Here is a 20,951-nt window from a genome sequence, read left to right on the forward strand (position 1 = left end):
GCCGCCATGAATAGAACTCTGTATACCGCGCTGTTTTACCTGGGGCTGCCATTGGTGGCGATTCGGCTATGGCTGCGTGCGCGCAAGGCGCCGGCCTATGCCAAACGCATTGGCGAGCGCTTTTCCTATGGCCTGCCGCCGTTGCAGCCGGGCGGGATCTGGGTGCACGCGGTGTCGGTGGGCGAAAGCATTGCGGCGGCGCCGATGATCCGCGCATTGCTGGCGCGCTACCCGCAACTGCCGATCACCGTGACCTGCATGACCCCGACCGGCTCGGAGCGGATCCAGGCGATGTTCGCCAATGAGCCACGAATCCAGCACTGCTATCTGCCTTATGACCTGCCCTGTGCCGCCGCGCGCTTTCTCGACCGGGCAAAGCCGAGCCTGGCGGTGATCATGGAGACCGAGCTCTGGCCCAATCACATCCACCAATGCGCCAAGCGCGGCATCCCGGTGGCGCTGGCCAATGCGCGCTTGTCCGAGCGTTCGGCCAGGGGCTACGCACGGTTTGCCCGATTGACCCGGCCGATGCTCGAGGAAATGAGCTTGCTGGCGGTGCAGACCGCTGCCGAGGCTGAGCGCTTCCTGAGCCTGGGCGCGCGCCCGGAGGCGGTGCAGGTCACGGGTTCGATCAAGTTCGACCTGACGATCGACCCGCAATTGCTGGTGCGGGCCATTGAGCTGCGCCAGCAGTGGCGAGCGGTGGAGCGTCCGGTATGGATCGCTGCCAGTACCCACGAAGGTGAAGACGAGGTGGTACTCAATGCCCATCGTCAGTTGTTGGCGAGCCATCCGGATGCCTTGCTGATCGTGGTGCCGCGTCATCCGGAGCGCTTCAACTCGGTGTTCGAACTGTGTCGCGAGCAAGGGTTCGAGACTATTCGTCGTTCCACCGGTGAGCCGGTCACCCGCAGCACGTCGGTGCTGCTGGGCGACACCATGGGCGAGTTGCTGTTTCTCTACGCCCTGGCCGACAGCGCCTTTGTCGGAGGCAGCCTGGTCAGCAACGGCGGGCATAACCTGCTGGAGCCGGCGGCGCTGGCCAAGCCGGTACTGAGCGGGCCGCACCTGTTCAACTTCCTGGAAATCGCCGCAATGTTGCGCGAGGCGGGGGCCTTGCAAGAGGTCGACGATGCCGAGGGGCTGGCGGTGGCGGTGCAGCGTTTGTTCGAGCTGCCACGGGATGTGCAGAAAATGGCCGACGCGGGCCTTAAGGTCATGGCGGCCAACCAGGGTGCCCTGCAACGCTTGCTCGACGGCCTCGACCGCCTCCTAAACCCCGGCTGACCTGTAGCCGCTGCCGCAGGCTGCGCCGGCCCGAATCGACGCTGGGGATATTCCTGAGGTACCTCCGGCATGGCCAGCGCAGCCTTGTGCCTCGGCCGCGGCTACAGATGAGCCACTGTAGCCGCAGGCGGCAATAAAAAAGGCCACCCGCTTGGGTGGCCTTTTTTTCTGTCGGTGTGCTCAAGGGCGGGCTTTAAGCTGCTCTTGCGCGGCTTTGGCCAAATCCGGTGGGAGGAAGTCGCGGTCCGGGTTGTAATCGGCCTTGAGGTAGCGCGACAGGTCCTGCAAGTCGCCCGGGCTCAGGGTGCCCGCAGCCTGCTTCAGGCGCAGGTTGTCGAGGATGTAGTCGTAGCGGCTGTTGTTGTAGTTGCGTACCGAGGTGTACAGCTGGCGCTGGGCGTCGAGTACATCGACGATATTGCGCGTGCCCACCTGGTAGCCGATTTCGGTGGCTTCCACCGCGCTCTGGTTGGAGATGATCGACTGGCGCCGGGCTTGTACCTGCTCGACATCGGTATTCACCGCGCGGTGCAGGTTGCGGGTGTTTTCCACCACCTGCCGGCGCAGGCCTTCGCGTTGCTGTTCGGTCTGGCTCAGGCGCGAATAGGACTCGCGCACCTGGGAGCTGGTCAGGCCGCCGCTGAAGATCGGGATATTCAGCTGCAGGCCGACGGTGCGCTGCTCGACGTCGCTGCCATAGCGCTGGCCCAGGGGGTTGGGGTTGCTGAAGCCGAGGGCGTCGTTATCGCCTTTCTTGTACTGCGCTACTGCGTCCAGGGTCGGTGCGTGGCCGGCCTTGCGCTGCTTGAGGGTTTCTTCGGCGGCGCTGACCGCGTAGTTGCTGGCCAGCAGGTTGAGGTTCTGGCGGGCGGCGGTGTCGACCCAGGACTTGGCGTCATTCGGCGTCGGCGCCAATACCGGCAAGGTGTGGACAATGCCCTGGATCGAGTTGTACTCGCGGTTGGTCAGGGTGATCAGTGCTTCGAAGGCATCGTCCACCTGGCGCTGGGCGAGGATCCGGTTGGCCCGCGCCGTGTCGTAGCTGGCCTGGGATTGCAGGACGTCGGTCTTGTCCGAGAGGCCGACATCGAAGCGCTCGTTGGACTGGTCCAGCTGGCGCTTGAAGGCCGATTCTTCGGCCTTGGTCGAGGCCAGGTTGTCCTGGGCACGCAGCACTGCGAAGTAGTTTTCGGCGGACTGCAGGATCAGGTTCTGCTCGGTGGCCGACAGTTGCAGGGCCGCCTGTTCATTGATGTCTTTGGCGGCTTGCAACTGGAACCAGCGGTCGGCGCGGAACAACGGTTGAGCCAGGGTCGCCTGGTACACGGTGCCGCTGCGGGTGGCGGTCATCGAAGGTTCGTCGAACTTGGTTCGGGTGTTGTTCATGTCGGCGCCGGCCGAAAGATTGGGTAGCAGGCCGGCACGAGCCTGGGGCACGACTTCTTTCTGTGCGCCGTATTGGGCGCGGGCGGCGGCCAGGTCGGCGTTGTTGTCCACGGCTTCCTGGTAGACGCTGACCAGATCGGTCTTGGTGGTTAAGGGCGCTTCTGCTGCCCAGGCCAATCCATTGGACGCACAAGACACGGCAAGGGCCAGTGAGAGTTTGCGCAGCATGAGACGATCCCTAGAGTTGATATTACGGCGATAATTCAAGCGCCAAGGCTACGGCGCGGCCCGTGGAGCGTCAAGGCGCTGCACAGCCCCGCGAGTGTAGATGTGCTGACCTGTCGCAACAATCCTGCAATTACGCCATTCATCATGCTGATTGCACGGGCATTGGCATTGGGCGCGGACTTTGGTCTAGACTGCGCGAGTTCTTGTCGGGGTGCCTTGCTATGAGGCTGAGATCGGATAATCCGGATCCCGTTGAACCTGATCAGGTTAGCGCCTGCGTAGGGAACAAGATTTCTCGTCACCCGGCGAGTCCTCTTGTGCTTCGTCCGGGATGTTGTTCGACAATCGAACACCCCTCGAGCACTGAGCACAGCACCCACTGGTTTTTTCAGTGACGCGTGCGTCCATTCGTTACAGGTTCGCTCCGACAAAAATCCACTGCCTGGATGCTGTCTGGAGAGCCCGTGATGACTACAAAACTAAAAAGCGCAACCAACCTGAGTGACTCGGCCAAGGTCGATCAACAATCGGTTCAGCCCTTTACTCGCTCGCAAAAAATCTACGTCCAGGGCTCGCGCCCGGACATCCTCGTGCCAATGCGCGAAATCAGCCTCGATGTGACCCCGACCGACTTTGGCGGCGAGATCAACGCGCCGGTCGTGGTCTACGACACCTCGGGCCCGTACACCGACCCCAACGTCATCATTGACGTGCGCAAAGGCCTGGCCGATGTGCGTTCGCCATGGATCGAAGCCCGTGGCGACACCGAGCGCCTGCCCGGCCTGAGCTCCAACTTCGGCCAGGAGCGCCTGGCCGATGCCGAACTCACCAAGCTGCGCTTCGCCCACGTGAACAACCCGCGCCGGGCCAAGGCCGGGGCCAACGTCAGCCAGATGCACTACGCGCGCCAGGGCATCATCACCGCCGAGATGGAATACGTCGCCATCCGCGAAAACATGAAGCTTGAAGTGGCCCGGGCTGCCGGCCTGCTCGATCAGCAACATGCCGGCCACAGTTTTGGCGCCAGCGTGCCGAAAATCATCACCCCCGAATTTGTCCGTGAAGAAATCGCCCGCGGTCGCGCGATCATTCCAGCCAACATCAACCACACCGAACTGGAACCGATGATCATCGGCCGTAACTTCCTGGTGAAGATCAACGGCAACATCGGCAACAGCGCCCTGGGTTCGTCCATCGAAGAAGAAGTGGCGAAGCTGACCTGGGGTATCCGCTGGGGTTCGGACACGGTCATGGACCTGTCCACCGGCAAGCACATCCACGAAACCCGCGAGTGGATCATCCGCAACTCGCCGGTGCCGATCGGCACCGTACCGATCTACCAGGCCCTGGAAAAAGTCGGCGGTGCCGCCGAAGACCTGACCTGGGAGCTGTTCCGCGACACCCTGATCGAACAGGCCGAGCAGGGCGTGGACTACTTCACCATCCACGCCGGCGTGTTGCTGCGTTATGTGCCGCTGACCGCCAAGCGCGTGACCGGCATCGTCTCCCGGGGCGGCTCGATCATGGCCAAGTGGTGCCTGGCCCACCACAAAGAGAACTTCCTCTACACCCATTTCGAAGACATCTGCGAAATCATGAAGGCCTACGACGTCAGCTTCTCGCTGGGCGATGGCCTGCGTCCGGGCTCGATTGCCGACGCCAACGACGCCGCGCAATTCGGTGAGCTGGAAACTCTCGGCGAACTGACGAAGATCGCCTGGAAGCACGACGTGCAGTGCATGATCGAAGGCCCGGGCCACGTGCCGATGCAGTTGATCAAGGAGAACATGGACAAGCAGCTGGAGTGCTGTGACGAGGCGCCGTTCTACACCCTTGGCCCGCTGACCACCGACATCGCTCCGGGCTACGACCACATCACCTCCGGCATCGGCGCGGCGATGATCGGCTGGTTCGGTTGCGCCATGCTCTGCTACGTCACGCCCAAGGAACACCTGGGCCTGCCGAACAAGGATGACGTGAAGACCGGGATCATCACCTACAAGATCGCCGCCCACGCGGCCGACCTTGCCAAAGGCCATCCCGGCGCGCAGATCCGCGACAACGCCCTGTCCAAGGCGCGCTTCGAGTTCCGCTGGGAAGACCAGTTCAACCTCGGCCTGGACCCGGACACCGCGCGCTCGTATCACGATGAAACCCTGCCGAAGGATTCGGCCAAGGTCGCGCATTTCTGCTCGATGTGCGGGCCGAAGTTCTGCTCGATGAAAATCACCCAGGAAGTCCGTGAGTACGCGGCCAACCAGCGGATCGAAGCCATCGACGTGGACGTCGCCCAAGGCCTGGCGGAACAGGCCGAGCGCTTCAAGCAGGAAGGCAGCCAGCTGTACAAGAAGGTTTAAGCCGCAAGCGGCAGGCTGCACGTTGCAAGCGAGGGCGCCGCGCCTTTTCTTGCAGCTTGAAGCTTGCTGCTGCGTTTCTCTGTCCCTCTCTGAGTCTCTCCCCTTGAGCATTCAACCCAGCACCTATTCCCCGGATATCCCGGTGCCCACCGACAAGCGTGTGTTTGGCGGCCGCGATCTGTTTTCCCTGTGGTTTTCCCTCGGCATCGGCCTGATGGTGTTGCAGACCGGTGCCTTGCTGGCGCCTGGCCTGGGCATGTCCGGCTCGTTGCTGGCGATTTTTTTTGGCACGGCGGTGGGCGTGTTGCTGCTGGCGGCGGTCGGTGTGATCGGCAGTGACACCGGCCTGTCGTCGATGGCGGCGCTCAAGCTCAGCCTCGGCAACCGTGGCGCCAGCCTGCCGGCGTTGCTCAACCTGCTGCAACTGGTGGGTTGGGGATCGTTTGAAATCATCGTCATGCGCGATGCGGCCAGCCTGCTCGGCGCCCGCGCCTTCAGCGAAGGCAGCCTGTGGAGCAACCCCGTGCTCTGGACCCTGTTTTTCGGTGCCCTGGCGACCCTGCTCGCGGTCAGTGGCCCGCTGACCTTTGTCCGCCAGATCCTGCGCAAATGGGGCATCTGGCTGCTGCTGGCGGCCTGCCTGTGGCTGACCTGGAACCTGCTGGCCAAGGTCGATCTGGCGGCCCTGTGGGCTCAGGCCGGTGACGGTTCGATGCAGTTTGCCGTGGGTTTTGACATTGCGATCGCCATGCCGCTGTCCTGGCTGCCGCTGATTGCCGATTACTCACGCTTCGGCAAGCGCGCCAGGACCGTGTTCGGCGGCACCGCGCTGGGCTTCTTTATCGGTAACTTGTGGCTGATGAGCCTGGGCGTGGCCTACACCCTGGCCTTTGCTCCGAGCGGCGAGGTCAATGCGCTGCTGCTGGCGTTGGCGGGGGCCGGCCTGGGGATTCCACTGTTGCTGATTCTGCTGGATGAGTCGGAAAACGCCTTCGCCGACATTCACTCTGCGGCGGTTTCCAGCGGGATTCTATTGCGCCTCAAGGTCGAGCACCTGGCCCTGGCCATCGGCGTGCTCTGCACTGTGATCGCCTGCCTGGCACCGCTGGCGCAGTACCAGAACTTCCTGCTGCTGATCGGCTCGGTATTCGCGCCGCTGTTCGGCGTGGTGCTGGTGGATCACTTCATCCTGCGCAGACGCAGCGCCCAGGTTTCGGCTGCGAGCTTGCGCTGGCCGGCGCTGCTGGCCTGGCTGGGTGGGGTCAGCACCTATCACCTGTTGGCCAACTTCTACCCGGATGTCGGCGCAACCCTGCCGTCGCTGATTCTGGCAGGGCTGCTGCAATGGCTGCTGGGCCGTGCCTTCAGTTACGGGCGGGAAACAGCTCGGGTTTGAGGATGCCGTTCAGGCGGTTGTAGGGGATCTTCAGTTCAACGTGGCCGAGGGCGTAAGGCGCGATCACCGACACGTTGTACTTGAGGATCACGCCGCCGGAGGTCAGCGCCACATTCGGGGTTTTCTGGAAGGGCCAGCTCTTGATGTACTCCGGCTCCTGATCCAGCTTGGTGCTGATCAGCCAGCTGTTGTGCGCCACTTGTGCGGCCTTCCAGAAGTTGTCTTCCTGCCCCGGCAACAGCATGTCGGCGAGGTTCAGCGCCTTGTGCTGCGCCCGTGAATAGTTGATGAAGCCGCGGCCCGGCGTGCCATGGGCGGCGCCGGTATCCAGATAACTGGCCAGCTCGATGATCACCAAGCCGTCATGCTGCTCACGTACCTTGGCTTGCAGGTACATGCTGTTGCGGCTGGGGGCGTCGCGTAAAAACGTCTGCCGATAGGCGCTGAGTGTGGCCGGAACCGAGTCTTGCGGGCTGGTACGCGTCATCTGCAAAAGGCGCTTTTCGATGACGGCGTCCAGTTGCGGCTCGTCCGGGAAATGCACGGTGTCGATATTGACCAGCGGACAATCCGGGGCATTGCACCCGGGCTTGATCTGCTCCAACTTGTCGCTGGTGGTGCTCAGCGGAGTCTTGTAGCTGGGCTGGAACAGGCTTTGGCAGGCGCCCAGGGTCAGGGCGATACAGGCCACGGAGGCAATTTTGGCAAGCGACATGGGCGTCCTTCATAAACCAGGGGGGAGCGAAAGTTACCGGCTTCGACTGTCGGCGAGGCAGTCAGTTCGCCACTAAGCTCAATACAGGCAATTAGATTAGGTTTGCCCCCTCGCCGTCTATCCCGCTGACAGGAAAGGGGCTGCATCCGGGGTCACGGGCGCGTTAGGATGGCGCGAAGTCGAGGGGGATCCTCGCAAGAACAGGCAGTAGACGAGGATTGCTATGACTGACTTTGCCAACGCCACGCCGAGCGCGGTCGATATTGTCCGCCGCGAGAAATGCTACCAGGGCTTCTATCAGCTCGATCGGCTGCACCTGCGCCATGAGCTGTTTGCCGGTGGCATGGGCAACGAGATCAGCCGTGAAGTGTTCGTGCGTCATGATGCCGTGTGCATGCTGCCTTACGACCCGCAGCGCGATGAAGTGGTGCTGATCGAACAATTCCGCGTCGGTGTCGTGGGAAAGACCGGCAACCCATGGCTGATCGAACTGGTGGCTGGCCTGATCGACAAGGACGAACAACCGGAACAGGTTGCTCACCGCGAGGCGCAGGAGGAAGCTGGGCTGGACATCAGTGCGCTGTGGCCGATGACCAAATATTTTCCATCGCCGGGGGGCAGCACTGAATTCGTTCATCTGTTTCTCGGGCGCTGCGACAGCCGTGGCGTCGGCGGCCTGCACGGGCTGGTGGAGGAGGGTGAAGACATACGCGTGTCGGTCTGGGCTTTTGAAGACGCGCTGCAGGCGGTACGGGATGGGCGGATTTCCAACGCGGCGAGCATCATTGCCTTGCAATGGCTGGCTCTGAATCGCGCTGAAGTGAGGGGGCTATGGTCGTAAACAAGCAACGCGACCGCTATCGGGTCGATCTGGTGGGGCTGCAAACCTCCTGCGAGGCCAACTACGCGCGCTTGATGCGCCTCTTGCCCGACATGCGCAACCAGCCGGTCGCCCGGCGCATTGCGGTGACCCAGGGTGACCAGATGCTGGGCGTGCTGGCCCTCGAAGTGCTGCAGGCCTGCCCCTATACCACCACCTTGCAGGTGCGCCAGGAACACAGCCTGCCGTGGCTGCCGGTGCCGCAGCTGGAAGTGCAGGTGTATCACGATGCGCGCATGGCCGAAGTGATCAGCGCCGAACATGCCCGGCGCTTTCGCGGCATTTATCCTTATCCCAATGCACACATGCACCAACCGGACGAGAAGGCCCAGCTCAACGTATTCCTCGGTGAATGGCTGAGCCATTGCCTGGCCTGCGGCCATGAATTCGAAGCAGTGCGGTAGTTGTGAACTGCGTCCGGTTCGCCAGTTTCCTCTTTTGAATTTCCCCCAGCATAATTGCGCCACCTTTTATATCCCGTGACACGCCCTGGGAGACCGCCTTGCCGAGCGTATCCACTCTGACCACCGACGATAGCGTGTTGCTGGTGCAACTCTCCGACAGCCACCTGTTTGCCGAGGCGGACGGCACCCTGCTGGGCATGAATACCTGCGACAGCCTGCAACGGGTGATCGAACTGGTGCTGGCCCAGCAACCGAAGATCGACTTGCTGCTGGCCACCGGTGATCTGTCCCAGGACGGCAGCCTGGAGTCCTACCAGCGTTTTCGCCAGATGAGCGCGTCCATTGCCGCCCCGGCGCGCTGGATCCCGGGCAATCACGATGAGCCCCTGGTCATGGCCCAGGCCGTCACCCAAAGCCCGCTGCTCGAGCCGGTGGTGGACATCGGCAATTGGCGCATCACCCTGCTCGACTCGGCAGTGCCGGGCTCGGTGCCGGGTTATCTGCAGGATGAGCAGCTGCAATTGCTGGTCCGTTCCTTGAGCGAGGCGCCTGATCGCCATCACCTGGTGTGCCTGCACCATCACCCGGTGTCCATTGGCTGTGCGTGGATGGAACCGATCGGCCTGCGCAACCGCGAAGCGCTGTTCGCCGTCCTTGAGCGCTTCCCTCAGGCGCGGGCGGTGCTCTGGGGCCACGTGCACCAGGAGATCGACCGCTTGCACGGCAGCCTGCGGCTGCTGGCATCGCCCTCGACCTGCATTCAGTTCGAGCCCGGCAGTGAAGATTTCAAGGTCGATGAGCGGGCGCCGGGTTATCGCTGGCTGCGGTTGCTGCCCGATGGCGGCCTGGAAACCGGCGTCGAGCGGGTGACCGGCTTTGATTTCGAGGTCGACTACGGCAGCGACGGCTACTGAGCCCGGGGTGCCTGTCGCCACGGCGGGACAAGTCGATACACCTGAAGGCAAGTCAATCCGCCAGACTCCCTGTAAACTGCGCCCTTTGCTTGATGCCTAGGGAGCTCGCATGTCCGGTTCGATCCTGTATATCCACGGTTTCAACAGCGCACCGGCGTCGCAGAAGGCCAGTCAGTTGAGTTCGGTGATGAGCACCCTGGGGCTGTCCGATCAACTGCGGGTTCCGGCCCTGCATCATCACCCGCGCGAGGCGATGGTCCAGCTGGAGCAGGCGATTGCCGAGCTCGGAAGGCCATTGCTGGTCGGCAGCTCGCTCGGCGGCTACTATGCCACTCACCTTGCCGAGCGCCATGGCCTGAAAGCCCTGTTGGTCAACCCCGCTGTCAGTCCGCATCGGATGTTCGACGGCTACCTGGGCACGCAGAAAAACCTGTACACCGATGAAACCTGGGAACTGACCCACGACCATGTAGCGGCCCTGGCCGAACTGGAAGTACCGGCGCCCCAGGATCCCCAGCGCTATCAGGTGTGGTTGCAGACGGGTGACGAGACTCTGGACTATCGCAGCGCTCAGCTGTATTACCGTGCCTGTGCCTTGCGCATTCAAGCCGGCGGCGACCACGGGTTCCAGGGTTTTGCCGGACAATTACCGGCGTTGTTGAGTTTTGCCGGCATTGGCACAGATCAGTACCAGGCGATCGATTTCACTGCACTGTGAAGCCGCGCCTCTATTTTCATTGAACGACTAACGACGAGACCCCATGGCCACTCCCAGCGCTAGCTCTTATAACGCAGACGCCATCGAAGTCCTCTCGGGCCTCGACCCGGTGCGCAAACGCCCGGGCATGTACACCGACACCAGTCGGCCGAACCACCTTGCCCAGGAAGTCATCGACAACAGTGTCGACGAGGCCTTGGCCGGGCATGCGAAGTCGGTGCAGGTCATCCTGCATGCCGATCACTCCCTTGAAGTGTCCGACGATGGTCGCGGCATGCCGGTGGATATCCACCCCGAAGAAGGGGTTCCCGGTGTCGAGCTGATCCTCACCAAGCTGCACGCCGGCGGCAAGTTCTCGAACAAGAACTACCAGTTCTCCGGTGGTTTGCACGGCGTGGGCATCTCGGTGGTCAACGCCCTGTCGACCCTGGTCCGGGTCAAGGTCAAGCGCGACGGCAACGAATACCAGATGACCTTCGCTGACGGCTATAAAGCCACCGACCTGGAAGTGATCGGTACCGTTGGCAAGCGCAACACCGGGACCAGCGTGTATTTCGCACCGGACCCGAAGTATTTCGATTCACCGAAGTTTTCCGTCAGCCGCCTCAAGCACGTGCTCAAGGCCAAGGCCGTACTGTGCCCGGGGCTGCTGGTCAGCTTTGAGGACAAGTCCACCGGCGAGAAGGTCGAGTGGCACTACGAAGATGGCCTGCGCTCCTACCTGGAAGACGCGGTCAGCGAATTCGAACGCCTGCCCAACGAGCCTTTCTGCGGCAGCCTGGCCGGTAACAAGGAGGCGGTGGACTGGGCCCTGCTGTGGCTGCCCGAGGGTGGCGACAGTGTGCAGGAAAGCTACGTCAACCTGATCCCTACGGCGCAGGGCGGGACCCACGTCAACGGCCTGCGCCAGGGCCTGCTGGATGCGATGCGCGAGTTCTGCGAATTCCGCAGCCTGCTGCCGCGTGGGGTCAAGCTGGCTCCGGAGGACGTCTGGGAACGCATCGCTTTCGTGCTGTCGATGAAGATGCAGGAGCCGCAATTCTCCGGCCAGACCAAAGAGCGCCTGTCGTCCCGTGAAGCGGCGGCCTTTGTTTCGGGTGTGGTCAAGGACGCCTTTAGCCTGTGGCTCAACGAGCATCCGGAGCTGGGTCTGCAACTGGCGGAACTGGCGATCAACAACGCCGGCCGTCGCTTGAAGGCCAGTAAAAAGGTCGAGCGCAAGCGCATCACCCAGGGCCCTGCACTGCCGGGCAAGCTGGCCGATTGCGCCGGGCAGGACCCGATGCGTTCCGAGCTGTTCCTGGTGGAAGGTGATTCCGCGGGTGGTTCGGCCAAGCAGGCGCGTGACAAGGAATTCCAGGCGATCCTGCCGCTGCGCGGGAAAATCCTCAACACCTGGGAAGTCGACGGCAGCGAAGTGCTGGCCAGCCAGGAAGTGCACAACATCGCCGTGGCCATCGGTGTCGATCCGGGCGCAGCGGACATGAGCCAGCTGCGTTACGGCAAGATCTGCATCCTCGCCGACGCCGACTCCGACGGCTTGCACATCGCCACCCTGCTTTGTGCGTTGTTCGTCCAGCATTTCCGCCCGCTGGTGGATGCCGGCCACGTCTACGTCGCCATGCCGCCGCTGTACCGCATCGACTTGGGCAAAGAGATCTACTACGCCCTGGACGAGGCCGAACGCGATGGCATTCTCGATCGCCTGGTGGCCGAGAAGAAACGCGGCAAACCTCAGGTCACCCGATTCAAGGGTCTGGGTGAAATGAACCCGCCGCAACTGCGCGAAACCACCATGGACCCCAATACCCGGCGCCTGGTGCAGTTGACCCTCGAAGATTTCGAGGCGACCTCGGAAATGATGGACATGCTGCTGGCGAAAAAACGCGCCGGCGACCGCAAGTCCTGGTTGGAATCCAAAGGCAACCTGGCGGAGGTTCTGGGCTGATGCGCAGAGGCTTTGCCCTGGCCTTGGCGCTGGTGGTGACGTCGGTGCTGGCAGAGCCTGTACCCGAGCTGAAATTGCTTGCCGAACACCCGGTCGAAGGCATGCGCGGCGGCAACCTGTCGGGGTTGGCGCTGTGCGGCAATGAGCTGTGGACGGTCTCCGACCGTGATGATGATCAGATCTATCGTCTCGATACCCGGGACACGGTGTGGCAGGCCGAGACCGTGCACATCGAGGTGCCTGCGGTGCCGGATGCAGGCTTGCCCTGGGGCCTGAAGTCGCGCACTTGGGCGACCTCGCTGGTGCGCGGTGGCGCGCTGGATTTCGAAGGCATCGCCTGCGATGGCGCGGGCAACAAGTACATCGTCAGTGAGTCCGAGGCCACGGTGCTGCAGGTGCCGGTAACGGGGCGGCCGGACTGGCTGAAAATCTCGCCGATCCTGGTGCGTGAGGCCCGGGCCAGTGGCATGTTGCTGCACTTCAATGCCTTGTTCGAAGGGCTGGCGGTCAACCCGGAAGGTAACCGCTTATGGCTGGCGGCCGAGCGCGAGCGCCGTGGGTTGTTGCTGATCAAGCGCGAACAAAGTGTCTGGAACTGTGACGGCGCCTGCGTATTGCTCAGCGAAGCGGGTGTGGAAATGCAGCCGGCGCAGATGCCCAAGGCTCGCGCGGTATCTCGGGACTTTGCCGATCTGGCCTTGTTCGAGGGCAAGTTATTTACCCTGGAGCGCAACGCCTATCGGATCTGCCGCCGGGATGCGCAAACGGCCAAGGTCGAGCGGTGCTGGTCGTTTGCCGCCGAGGCGCTGGTAGAGAATCGCCAGTATCCACAGGCGTACGGCCTGGCCGAAGCATTGCTGGTGGATGCCGATGGCGCCTGGATCGGCCTCGACAACAACAACGGTGCCCGGGTCGATGGCGAGAGCAGGCCGATCGTCTGGCGCTTTGCCGCCCCGCAAGGTGGCTGGAGCGACAAATCATGAGCCGACAGCCGGGCAGTCGTGCAGGGAGGATCATGCTGATCCTGGCTTGGGCCGCCGGTCTGTTTTTGGCCACGCAGTTTTTTTCGCAGTGGGAGCGGCGGCAGGAGAACCCCAACGCTGTCGTCACTTCGCAACAGCACGAGGGTTACATCGAAGTGAAACTGGTCGGAAATGGCCAGGGACATTTCGTCGCCAGCGGCCAGATCAACGGCCAGCCGGTGGATTTCATGCTCGACACCGGGGCCACCGATGTGGCGATTCCCACCCGCCTGGCCGAGCGCCTGGGGCTGGAGAAGGGCTCCCCGGTAACCCTGAGCACTGCCAATGGTCGCAGCGAGGGCTATCGAACCCGCCTCGACCGCGTGCAGTTGGGCGATATTGTTTTACGTGATGTCCGGGCGCTGGTGGCGCCGGGGCTGGGCGGTGAACAAGTGCTGCTGGGCATGAGCGCTTTGAAACAACTTGAATTTACCCAGCGTGGCGGCACTTTGCTGCTGCGCCAGACAACGAACTGATGAGGCCCGCATGAGCGACTCCCTTGATCTCAGCCTGGACGGTGTAGAGCGCCGGTCATTGGCTGACTTCACCGAAAATGCCTACCTCAACTACTCCATGTACGTGATCATGGACCGTGCCCTGCCGCATATCGGCGACGGCCTGAAGCCCGTACAGCGGCGGATCATCTACGCCATGAGTGAGCTGGGGCTGGACGCTGATTCCAAGCACAAGAAGTCCGCGCGTACCGTCGGTGACGTGCTCGGCAAGTTCCACCCCCACGGCGACTCGGCCTGCTATGAAGCCATGGTGCTGATGGCTCAACCCTTCAGCTATCGCTACACGCTGGTGGACGGGCAGGGCAACTGGGGTGCGCCGGATGATCCCAAGTCCTTCGCGGCCATGCGTTATACCGAGGCGCGGTTGTCGCGTTACTCTGAGGTGCTGCTCAGCGAACTGGGCCAGGGCACCGCGGACTGGGGTCCGAACTTCGACGGCACCCTGGACGAACCCCTGGTGTTGCCGGCACGTTTGCCGAATATCCTGCTCAATGGCACCACCGGTATCGCCGTGGGCATGGCCACCGACGTGCCGCCGCACAACCTGCGTGAAGTCGCCACTGCCTGCGTCAGGCTGCTGGATGAACCCAAGGCTACGGTCGAACAGCTGTGCGAGCACATCCAGGGTCCGGACTACCCGACCGAAGCGGAGATCATTACCCCGCGCGCCGATCTGCTGAAAATGTACGAAACCGGCAAGGGCTCGGTGCGCATGCGTGCCGTGTACCACGTCGAAGACGGCGATATCGTGGTCACCGCACTGCCGCACCAGGTTTCCGGGGCCAAGGTCCTGGAACAGATCGCGGCCATGATGCAGGCCAAGCCGTCGAAAGCACCACAGGTTGCGGACCTGCGCGATGAGTCGGACCACGAGAACCCTTGCCGTATCGTGATCATTCCGGTCAATAGCCGGGTCGATCACGAAGCGCTGATGCAGCACCTGTTTGCTACCACCGATCTGGAGTCGAGCTACCGGGTCAACATCAACATCATTGGCCTGGACGGCAAGCCGCAGCTGAAAAACCTGCGCGCGCTGCTGGTGGAATGGCTGGAATTCCGGGTGCAGACCGTGCGTCGCCGCCTGCAATTCCGCCTCGACAAGGTCGAGCGTCGCCTGCACCTGTTGGACGGCTTGTTGATTGCCTACCTCAACCTGGATGAAGTGATTCACATCATCCGCACCGAGGAGCACCCCAAGGCCAGCCTGATCGCGCGTTTTGCCCTGAGTGAAATCCAGGCCGACTACATCCTCGACACCCGCTTGCGTCAATTGGCGCGACTGGAAGAGATGAAGCTGCGTTCCGAGCAGGATGAACTGCTCAAGGAACAGGCCAAGCTGCAAGCCTTGCTCAACAGCGAAGCCAAGCTGAAGAAGCTGGTGCGTACCGAACTGATCAAGGACGCCGAAACCTATGGCGACGATCGCCGCTCGCCGATTGTCGAGCGCGCCGAAGCCAAGGCCATGACCGAGCATGATCTGCTGCCCAACGAGAAAGTGACGGTCGTACTCTCGGAAAAAGGCTGGGTGCGCTCGGCCAAGGGCCATGACATCGACGCCACCGGGCTTTCCTACAAGGCCGGTGACGGCTTCAAGACCTCGGCGCCGGGGCGTTCCAACCAATATGCGGTGTTTATCGATTCCACTGGCCGCAGCTATTCGGTGGCTGCGCACACCCTGCCGTCGGCACGGGGCCAGGGCGAGCCATTGACCGGCCGTCTGACACCGCCACCCGGGGCGAACTTTGAATGTGTACTGCTCCCTGAAGACGATGCTTTGTATGTCATCGCCTCTGACGCCGGTTACGGTTTCGTGGTCAAGGGTGAAGACCTGCAGGCCAAGAACAAGGCGGGCAAGGCGCTGTTGAGCCTGCCCAACAACGCCAAGGTGCTGCCACCACGCCCGGTCGCCGACCGCGAGCAGAACTGGCTGGCTTCGGTCACCACCGAAGGTCGCCTGTTGATCTTCAAGATCAGCGATCTGCCGCAGTTGGGCAAAGGCAAGGGCAATAAGATCATTGGCATTCCCGGCGAGCGCGTAGCCAGCCGTGAGGAATATGTCACTGATATTGCCGTGCTACCCGATGGCGCAACCCTGGTGTTGCAGGCCGGTAAACGTACCTTGTCGCTCAAGGCCGATGACCTGGAGCATTACAAGGGCGAGCGTGGACGCCGTGGTAACAAATTGCCACGTGGATTCCAGCGGGTGGATGCGTTGCTGGTAGAAAATCTCAATTAATGCGGGTTAGAGCGCTCGATCTGCGATTTAACGCGTAGATCGACGCTACAGCGCTGGAGTCAGGACGCATATTCACGGATGATATGCGCTTTCAAGCGCCGGCGTAGCTGAGCGTTGTTTAGAGTTTTTTTGAGTATTTACACTGTGGCTAGCCTTGTGGCCGCCACCTGGATGGGATGATGACTGCTCTGCGCCTTCCTTTGGTTTTTTTGCTCGCTGGCGTTCTTGGCCTGGCGGGTTGCAGCGTACACCAACCGGTGTCGCTGTATCAGCTGGACAGCGGAAGTCCAGCTCAGCCGGCCAATGCCGGCATGTCGGTGGTGCTGGGTCCGGTGTTGATCGCCGATTACCTGCAACGTGAAACCCTGCTGCAACGCCAGGATGATGGCAGTCTGCAAGCTTCGACCGATGGTCGTTGGGCGGGTAGCCTGTCCTCCGATATCGGCCAACTGCTATTGCGCCAGGTGGCAGGTCACCTGGACAGCCAGCGCGTAGTACTGGCGCCGGCGACCAGCGGGTTTACCCCGGATGTGCAGGTGCTGCTGTCGATCACCCGCCTGGATTCCGGTAAATCGCAGCCGGCGGTACTGGATGCGCAATGGCGCCTGATTGACCGTCGTGGCCAGGTGCGTGATAACCGCATCGTGCACTTGCAGGAGCAGCACGCGGGCACTACGGCCTCCCAGGTCCAGGCCCAGGGCGTATTGCTGCAGCGTCTGGCCGAGCAACTGTCGGGCGCTCTGAAGCCGCTGGCCAACCAGCCTGTGGTGGCTGAGGTGCCACGCAAGGCCGCTCCAGCCCCTGCGGCCAAGCCTGTCGAGCAGGAGAAGCAGCCAAAGATCCCGATGGCTACTCCTATCCGTACGGATATGGAAGTGTTCAGGTTCTAGGTTGTTGGCCCCCAAGACAAAGCCCGCTCTGAAGCGGGCTTTGTTGTTTCTGGGGTAAACCTTTGCCCATTGCCGTTGGCTGCGAGCTGGCAGGTTCGGGCGCTTGAAGGCTGCTGCCGCGATAGCGGTGGAAGGCGCCGTTACTCGACAGGCGCGTTGTTCAGCCACAAAAAAGCCCGCTACACAGCGGGCTTTTTTATGGGCGGGGCCAGGCTTAAAGCTTGGCCCGTGTCTCGTGCATGCGTGCCAGCTGGCGCTCCAGCATCGATGGGTAGGGTTCCATCAGGCGTTCGACGCAGCAGGCGCCTTCCGGGCTGGCGATTGGGCGAATGCGTGCGCGTTGGCGGATCAGCGCGTCATCACTGATCTTGCGTTCCACCAGCAGCAGATTGCGGCTGTGCTGGGACAGCGCCAGGGCATCCTGGGCGGTTTCGGTCAGCAGCAGGTCGATCTGGCTCAGGCCAAACAGCTCGTCACCCAGAGTCAGGCCCAGTTGCAATTGCAGGGTGATGCCGCTGTCCGCGACTTCGATCTGCAAGGCATGGCCCAGGGCGCGCAGCAGTTCGCCACAGCAGATGGCGTTGGTCAGGTAGTCGTCACCACTGTCTTCACTGTGGAACAGCATCAGGGTGCTGCCGTCGTTCAGGGTATGCAGCTCGCTCTGGTAGAGCGACGCAGCCTGGTCGAGGCAGTCGCGATAGCGTTCCAGCAGCTCCGTCAGTCGAGCACGGGGCAGGCGACGCAGCTGATCCTGGGCGCCGAGTTGTACCGCCAGCACCGCACTGTGCTGCGGTTGCGCGGGCGTTACCGGCCGTGCCAGCGGCTTGGGTGCGGTGGGTGTGGTGTGATCGCGCAGGTCGGCGAACGGGTCTTCTTCGTCCAGTTCGTCTTCTTCGGCGCTGACCAGCCGCCGCGGCGCAGGCTTGAGGCCGGCGACCGGGGCGCTTTCATCAAAACTAGGGTCGCGCAAGTTACGCATCTCGAAGGCCGGCTCGCGGTCCTGCGGTTCGTCGTAATCCTCGTCGTCGTAATCGGCCTCGGGTTCGGGTGCCGGCTGCGGTTTCTCCGGTGCCAGGCGCGCATGGAGCTGGCGCGCCAGGTCGCCGATTTCATCCTGGCGCTGGGTAGCCGGGGTGTGTTCGTCCATGTCACGCAGCCAGACCCGCAATTGCATCAGGGGGGTCGAGATGTGGCGCCCCAGGCGCAGGCTCAGGGCCAGGGCCAGGGCCAGCAGGATCGCGCTGAGGATGCCCATGCTCTGCAGGCTGATGGTCATCGGCTGCTGGAACTGCGCCATGTCCAGGCTGATCCGCAGGTTGCCGGCGGTCACGTCCTGGAAGGTGATCTTGGTCTGGTAGACGCCTTCGGTCTCGCCCAGCAGGCTGCTTTTCGGGCGTTGGCCGGCTTCGGCGAGGATCCGGTTATCGACGCTGTAGATGGCCGCGTGGGCCACCAGCGGATTTTTGGTCAGGTTGTTGAGCAGCACATTGAGGCTGAGGATGTCGTTGGACACCAGCAGCTCGGTCGCCGAAGTGGCGGTCTGGGTGGTCAGGCTTTGGCCCAGGGCATCGGCTTGTTCATGCATGGCTTGCTTGAATTGCAGGCCCATCACGCAGGCGTAGATCACCAGGGCCAGGGCGACCAGGATCACGTTATGGCTGGCAATGCGCAATGCAATCGGTACACGGCGGTGGCGCAGTGCACGGAAGATCAGCAGAAAGAAATTATCGGTTTTAACAGGCGTGGGCCGGTTCACTGAGCTCGGCTCTTTTGTCCGTGAAGTTGACGCGCAGTATAGCGACAGGCCCTAGGCCGGCAAAGCGCTGGCTGTGCCCGATGGTCACTGAATGTGGGTAGAATGCGGTTTTTTTCCACCTGCGGGGGTGCGCCTTGCGCGAAATCGTCCTGATAAACATCACCGGTGAAGATCGTCCCGGTCTCACTGCAGCCATTACCGGCGTTCTGGCCCAGGGTGGTGTGAATATTCTCGACATCGGTCAGGCGGTGATCCACGACACCTTGTCGTTCGGCATCCTGGTTGAAATCCCGAGTACCGAACAAGCGTCCTCGGTGCTCAAGGACATTCTGTTCACCGCTTACAAGCTGGACCAACAGGTACGTTTCACCCCGGTTTCCGAAGAGGATTACCAGCAGTGGGTCGGCGGTCAGGGCAAGAAACGCCATATTGTGACCCTGCTGACCCGCAAGGTGACGGCCGAGCAGTTGCAGCGAGTCAGTTCGATCACCGCCAAATACGGCCTGAACATCGACCATATCGACCGTCTGTCGGGGCGCATGCCCCTCGACACCCCGGCCGATCAAGGCAAAGGCTGCATCGAGTTCTCGGTGCGCGGTGAAGCCGCCGACCCCCAGGCATTGCGCGCCGAGTTCCTGAGCGTCGCCCAGGAATTGAACGTCGATATCGCCTTCCAGGAAGACTCGCTGTTCCGCCGCAATCGCCGCCTGGCGGTATTCGACATGGACTCGACGCTGATCGAGGCCGAAGTCATCGATGAATTGGCCAAGGCCGCAGGCGTGGGTGACCGTGTTGCCGAAATCACCGAGCGGGCCATGGCCGGCGAACTGGATTTTCGCGCCAGCTTCAAGGAACGCCTGGCGTTGCTCAAGGGGCTGGACGTCGGCGTGCTTGATTCCATAGGTGCATCACTGCGCCTGACCGAAGGCGCCGAGACGCTGTTTGCCGAGCTCAAGCGCCTGGGCTACAAAACCGCGATCCTCTCGGGCGGTTTCACCTATTTCGCCAAGCAACTGCAGGCCAAGCTGGGTATCGACTATGTGTTTGCCAACGAGCTGGAAGTGGTAGATGGCAAGGTGACGGGTGTGGCGGTCGAGCCGATTGTCGATGCCCAGCGCAAGGCTGATCTGCTGCGCGAACTGGCGCACAAGGAAGGCTTGCGCCTGGAGCAGACCATTGCCGTGGGTGACGGCGCCAACGATTTGCCGATGCTGGCGATTGCCGGGTTGGGCGTGGCGTTTCGCGCCAAACCGCTGGTCAAGCAATCGGCCAAGCAGGCGATTTCCACCCTGGGCCTGGACGGTGTGCTGTACCTGCTGGGCTTCCGTGATCGCGACGGCCAGCTCTAAGGGCCAGGTGTGCTGTTTTGCTCAGCTAACCCCCCCATAAAAAACGCCGCTGATCAGCGGCGTTTTTTTGCGTCCGGGAATGGCTTCAGGCTTTTGGCGAGCCCAGGCCCTGGCCCATCTGCACCGGCGAGCCGGCGACCAACTCCTGCGCCCACTGCACCTGATCCGGGCCGAACAGCACGATGGCGGTCGATCCCAGTTTGAAGCGGCCCAGCTCGGCGCCTTTTTCCAGGTGGATCGGCGCACGCGCGGCTTCGTCGTAACGCACGGTTTTCAGCTCGCGCTTGGGTGGCGTTACCAGGCCGGCCCAGACGGTTTCGATCGAAGCGACAATCATCGCCCCCACCAGCACCACGGCCATTGGGCCGCGTTCGGTATCGAACAGGCATACCACGCGTTCGTTGCGGGCAAACAGCTCCGGGACGTTTTCGGCAGTGGTCTGGTTAACCGAGAAAATCCGGCCCGGCACGTAGACCATTTCACGCAGGGTGCCGGCCAGCGGCATGTGCACGCGGTGGTAGTCCTTGGGCGACAGGTAGATGGTGGCGAAGTCGCCGCCCATGAACGGCGCGGCAACGGCAGCATCCCCGCCCAGCAGTTCGAGCACGCTGTAGCTGTGGCCTTTGGCCTGGAACACCCGGCCATGTTCAATCGGGCCGAGCTGGCTGACGGCGCCGTCGGCCGGGCTGAGGATGGCGCCCGGGGTTTGGTCCAGCGGGCGGGCGCCGTCTTTCAGGGCGCGGGTGAAGAAGGCGTTGAAGTGCTCGTAGGCACTCAGGTCTTCCACCAGGGCCTGGGACATGTCCACTTGATAACGCTTGGCGAACCAGGCAGTGAAGGCATTCTTGAACCAGCGCACGCGGCACTCGGCAATGCAGCCGGCCAGGCGCGACAGCAGGTGGTGAGGCAGCAGGTACTGGCTGAGGATAAACAAACGCTTTTTCATTAAC

The 20,951-nt window shown here is 62.4% G+C and carries 17 protein-coding genes and 1 riboswitch; of the genes, 13 read left to right on the forward strand and 4 right to left on the reverse strand.

What is annotated here, in order from left to right; genetic code table 11:
- Positions 1 to 6: 6 nt before the first annotated feature.
- A complete protein-coding gene (gene waaA, locus MF4836_RS05680) occupies positions 7 to 1,287 on the forward strand; it encodes a lipid IV(A) 3-deoxy-D-manno-octulosonic acid transferase (RefSeq protein WP_078469532.1) in 1,281 nt (426 codons plus the stop codon).
- 180 nt (positions 1,288 to 1,467) lie between these two features.
- On the opposite strand, the gene MF4836_RS05685 is transcribed toward waaA, so the two are convergent.
- Positions 1,468 to 2,901: a TolC family outer membrane protein gene (locus MF4836_RS05685; protein ID WP_020299466.1), complete on the reverse strand. Its 1,434-nt coding sequence runs from the start codon at positions 2,899 to 2,901 to the stop codon at positions 1,468 to 1,470.
- 197 nt (positions 2,902 to 3,098) lie between these two features.
- A riboswitch (TPP riboswitch) is annotated at positions 3,099 to 3,203 on the forward strand.
- 165 nt (positions 3,204 to 3,368) lie between these two features.
- On the opposite strand from MF4836_RS05685, the gene thiC reads away from it, so the two are divergent.
- Both thiC and cytX read left to right on the forward strand, forming a co-directional pair.
- The gene (gene thiC, locus MF4836_RS05690) at positions 3,369 to 5,258 is read left to right on the forward strand and encodes a phosphomethylpyrimidine synthase ThiC (RefSeq protein WP_020299465.1); all 1,890 of its coding nucleotides are present in this window, start codon (positions 3,369 to 3,371) and stop codon (positions 5,256 to 5,258) included.
- Between the two features lie 103 nt (positions 5,259 to 5,361).
- The gene (gene cytX / locus MF4836_RS05695; RefSeq protein WP_078469533.1) at positions 5,362 to 6,654 is read left to right on the forward strand and encodes a putative hydroxymethylpyrimidine transporter CytX; all 1,293 of its coding nucleotides are present in this window, start codon (positions 5,362 to 5,364) and stop codon (positions 6,652 to 6,654) included.
- Here the strand turns inward: cytX and MF4836_RS05700 are convergent.
- Complete coding sequence (locus tag MF4836_RS05700; RefSeq protein ID WP_078469534.1) at positions 6,623 to 7,369, reverse strand: RsiV family protein; 747 nt, start codon at positions 7,367 to 7,369, stop codon at positions 6,623 to 6,625. The two genes, cytX and MF4836_RS05700, sit on opposite strands and share 32 nt — an antisense overlap.
- Positions 7,370 to 7,592: 223 nt before the next feature.
- Here MF4836_RS05700 and MF4836_RS05705 point away from each other — a divergent pair, with 223 nt between their 5' ends.
- From MF4836_RS05705 to MF4836_RS05750, 9 genes are all read left to right on the forward strand, one after another.
- On the forward strand, positions 7,593 to 8,210 hold the full coding sequence (locus MF4836_RS05705; RefSeq protein ID WP_078469535.1) for an NUDIX domain-containing protein: 618 nt from the start codon (positions 7,593 to 7,595) through the stop codon (positions 8,208 to 8,210).
- Positions 8,201 to 8,653 (forward strand): DUF1249 domain-containing protein, encoded by a 453-nt coding sequence (locus tag MF4836_RS05710; protein ID WP_020299461.1) that lies wholly within the window; start codon positions 8,201 to 8,203, stop codon positions 8,651 to 8,653. Before MF4836_RS05705 ends, MF4836_RS05710 begins: the two co-directional genes overlap by 10 nt.
- Before the next feature lie 98 nt (positions 8,654 to 8,751).
- Positions 8,752 to 9,567, forward strand: coding sequence for a 3',5'-cyclic-AMP phosphodiesterase (gene cpdA / locus MF4836_RS05720; protein WP_078469537.1), 816 nt, complete (start codon positions 8,752 to 8,754; stop codon positions 9,565 to 9,567).
- 109 nt (positions 9,568 to 9,676) lie between these two features.
- Positions 9,677 to 10,285: a YqiA/YcfP family alpha/beta fold hydrolase gene (locus MF4836_RS05725; RefSeq protein ID WP_078469538.1), complete on the forward strand. Its 609-nt coding sequence runs from the start codon at positions 9,677 to 9,679 to the stop codon at positions 10,283 to 10,285.
- A 43-nt stretch (positions 10,286 to 10,328) separates the two neighbouring features.
- The gene (gene parE / locus MF4836_RS05730) at positions 10,329 to 12,233 is read left to right on the forward strand and encodes a DNA topoisomerase IV subunit B (RefSeq protein WP_020299458.1); all 1,905 of its coding nucleotides are present in this window, start codon (positions 10,329 to 10,331) and stop codon (positions 12,231 to 12,233) included.
- The gene (locus tag MF4836_RS05735) at positions 12,233 to 13,216 is read left to right on the forward strand and encodes an esterase-like activity of phytase family protein (RefSeq protein WP_078469539.1); all 984 of its coding nucleotides are present in this window, start codon (positions 12,233 to 12,235) and stop codon (positions 13,214 to 13,216) included. The genes parE and MF4836_RS05735 overlap by 1 nt, the downstream gene beginning before the upstream one ends.
- Positions 13,213 to 13,731, forward strand: coding sequence for a retropepsin-like aspartic protease family protein (locus MF4836_RS05740; RefSeq protein ID WP_078469540.1), 519 nt, complete (start codon positions 13,213 to 13,215; stop codon positions 13,729 to 13,731). Before MF4836_RS05735 ends, MF4836_RS05740 begins: the two co-directional genes overlap by 4 nt.
- A 10-nt stretch (positions 13,732 to 13,741) precedes the next feature.
- Entirely contained in the window at positions 13,742 to 16,006 is a 2,265-nt protein-coding gene (gene parC / locus MF4836_RS05745) for a DNA topoisomerase IV subunit A (RefSeq protein ID WP_078469541.1), read from the forward strand.
- Positions 16,007 to 16,185: 179 nt separating this feature from the next.
- Positions 16,186 to 16,896 carry a PqiC family protein gene (locus tag MF4836_RS05750; protein ID WP_020299454.1) on the forward strand — a complete coding sequence of 237 codons (711 nt, stop codon included), beginning with the start codon at positions 16,186 to 16,188 and terminating at the stop codon, positions 16,894 to 16,896.
- A 214-nt stretch (positions 16,897 to 17,110) separates the two neighbouring features.
- Here MF4836_RS05750 and MF4836_RS05755 read toward each other — a convergent pair whose 3' ends face one another.
- On the reverse strand, positions 17,111 to 18,652 hold the full coding sequence (locus MF4836_RS05755; RefSeq protein ID WP_020299453.1) for an AhpA/YtjB family protein: 1,542 nt from the start codon (positions 18,650 to 18,652) through the stop codon (positions 17,111 to 17,113).
- Positions 18,653 to 18,786: 134 nt separating this feature from the next.
- Between MF4836_RS05755 and serB the strand changes: the two genes are divergently transcribed.
- Positions 18,787 to 20,001, forward strand: coding sequence for a phosphoserine phosphatase SerB (gene serB, locus MF4836_RS05760; protein WP_020299452.1), 1,215 nt, complete (start codon positions 18,787 to 18,789; stop codon positions 19,999 to 20,001).
- Between the two features lie 85 nt (positions 20,002 to 20,086).
- On the opposite strand, the gene asd is transcribed toward serB, so the two are convergent.
- The gene (gene asd, locus MF4836_RS05765) at positions 20,087 to 20,947 is read right to left on the reverse strand and encodes an archaetidylserine decarboxylase (protein ID WP_078469542.1); all 861 of its coding nucleotides are present in this window, start codon (positions 20,945 to 20,947) and stop codon (positions 20,087 to 20,089) included.
- Positions 20,948 to 20,951: the final 4 nt, after the last annotated feature.

This window comes from Pseudomonas sp. MF4836 (assembly GCF_002018875.1).
GTDB lineage: Bacteria > Pseudomonadota > Gammaproteobacteria > Pseudomonadales > Pseudomonadaceae > Aquipseudomonas.

Bases quoted from the DNA above. Each gene is read 5' to 3' on its own strand.
- parE (WP_020299458.1), top strand. From the start codon at position 10,329: ATGGCCACTCCCAGCGCTAGCTCTTATAACGCAGACGCCATCGAAGTC.
- parC (WP_078469541.1), top strand. From the start codon at position 13,742: ATGAGCGACTCCCTTGATCTCAGCCTGGACGGTGTAGAGCGCCGGTCA.
- MF4836_RS05735 (WP_078469539.1), top strand. From the start codon at position 12,233: ATGCGCAGAGGCTTTGCCCTGGCCTTGGCGCTGGTGGTGACGTCGGTG.
- MF4836_RS05700 (WP_078469534.1), bottom strand. From the start codon at position 7,369: ATGTCGCTTGCCAAAATTGCCTCCGTGGCCTGTATCGCCCTGACCCTG.
- MF4836_RS05685 (WP_020299466.1), bottom strand. From the start codon at position 2,901: ATGCTGCGCAAACTCTCACTGGCCCTTGCCGTGTCTTGTGCGTCCAAT.
- MF4836_RS05725 (WP_078469538.1), top strand. From the start codon at position 9,677: ATGTCCGGTTCGATCCTGTATATCCACGGTTTCAACAGCGCACCGGCG.
- thiC (WP_020299465.1), top strand. From the start codon at position 3,369: ATGACTACAAAACTAAAAAGCGCAACCAACCTGAGTGACTCGGCCAAG.
- MF4836_RS05750 (WP_020299454.1), top strand. From the start codon at position 16,186: ATGACTGCTCTGCGCCTTCCTTTGGTTTTTTTGCTCGCTGGCGTTCTT.
- MF4836_RS05705 (WP_078469535.1), top strand. From the start codon at position 7,593: ATGACTGACTTTGCCAACGCCACGCCGAGCGCGGTCGATATTGTCCGC.
- MF4836_RS05740 (WP_078469540.1), top strand. From the start codon at position 13,213: ATGAGCCGACAGCCGGGCAGTCGTGCAGGGAGGATCATGCTGATCCTG.
- MF4836_RS05710 (WP_020299461.1), top strand. From the start codon at position 8,201: ATGGTCGTAAACAAGCAACGCGACCGCTATCGGGTCGATCTGGTGGGG.
- waaA (WP_078469532.1), top strand. From the start codon at position 7: ATGAATAGAACTCTGTATACCGCGCTGTTTTACCTGGGGCTGCCATTG.
- asd (WP_078469542.1), bottom strand. From the start codon at position 20,947: ATGAAAAAGCGTTTGTTTATCCTCAGCCAGTACCTGCTGCCTCACCAC.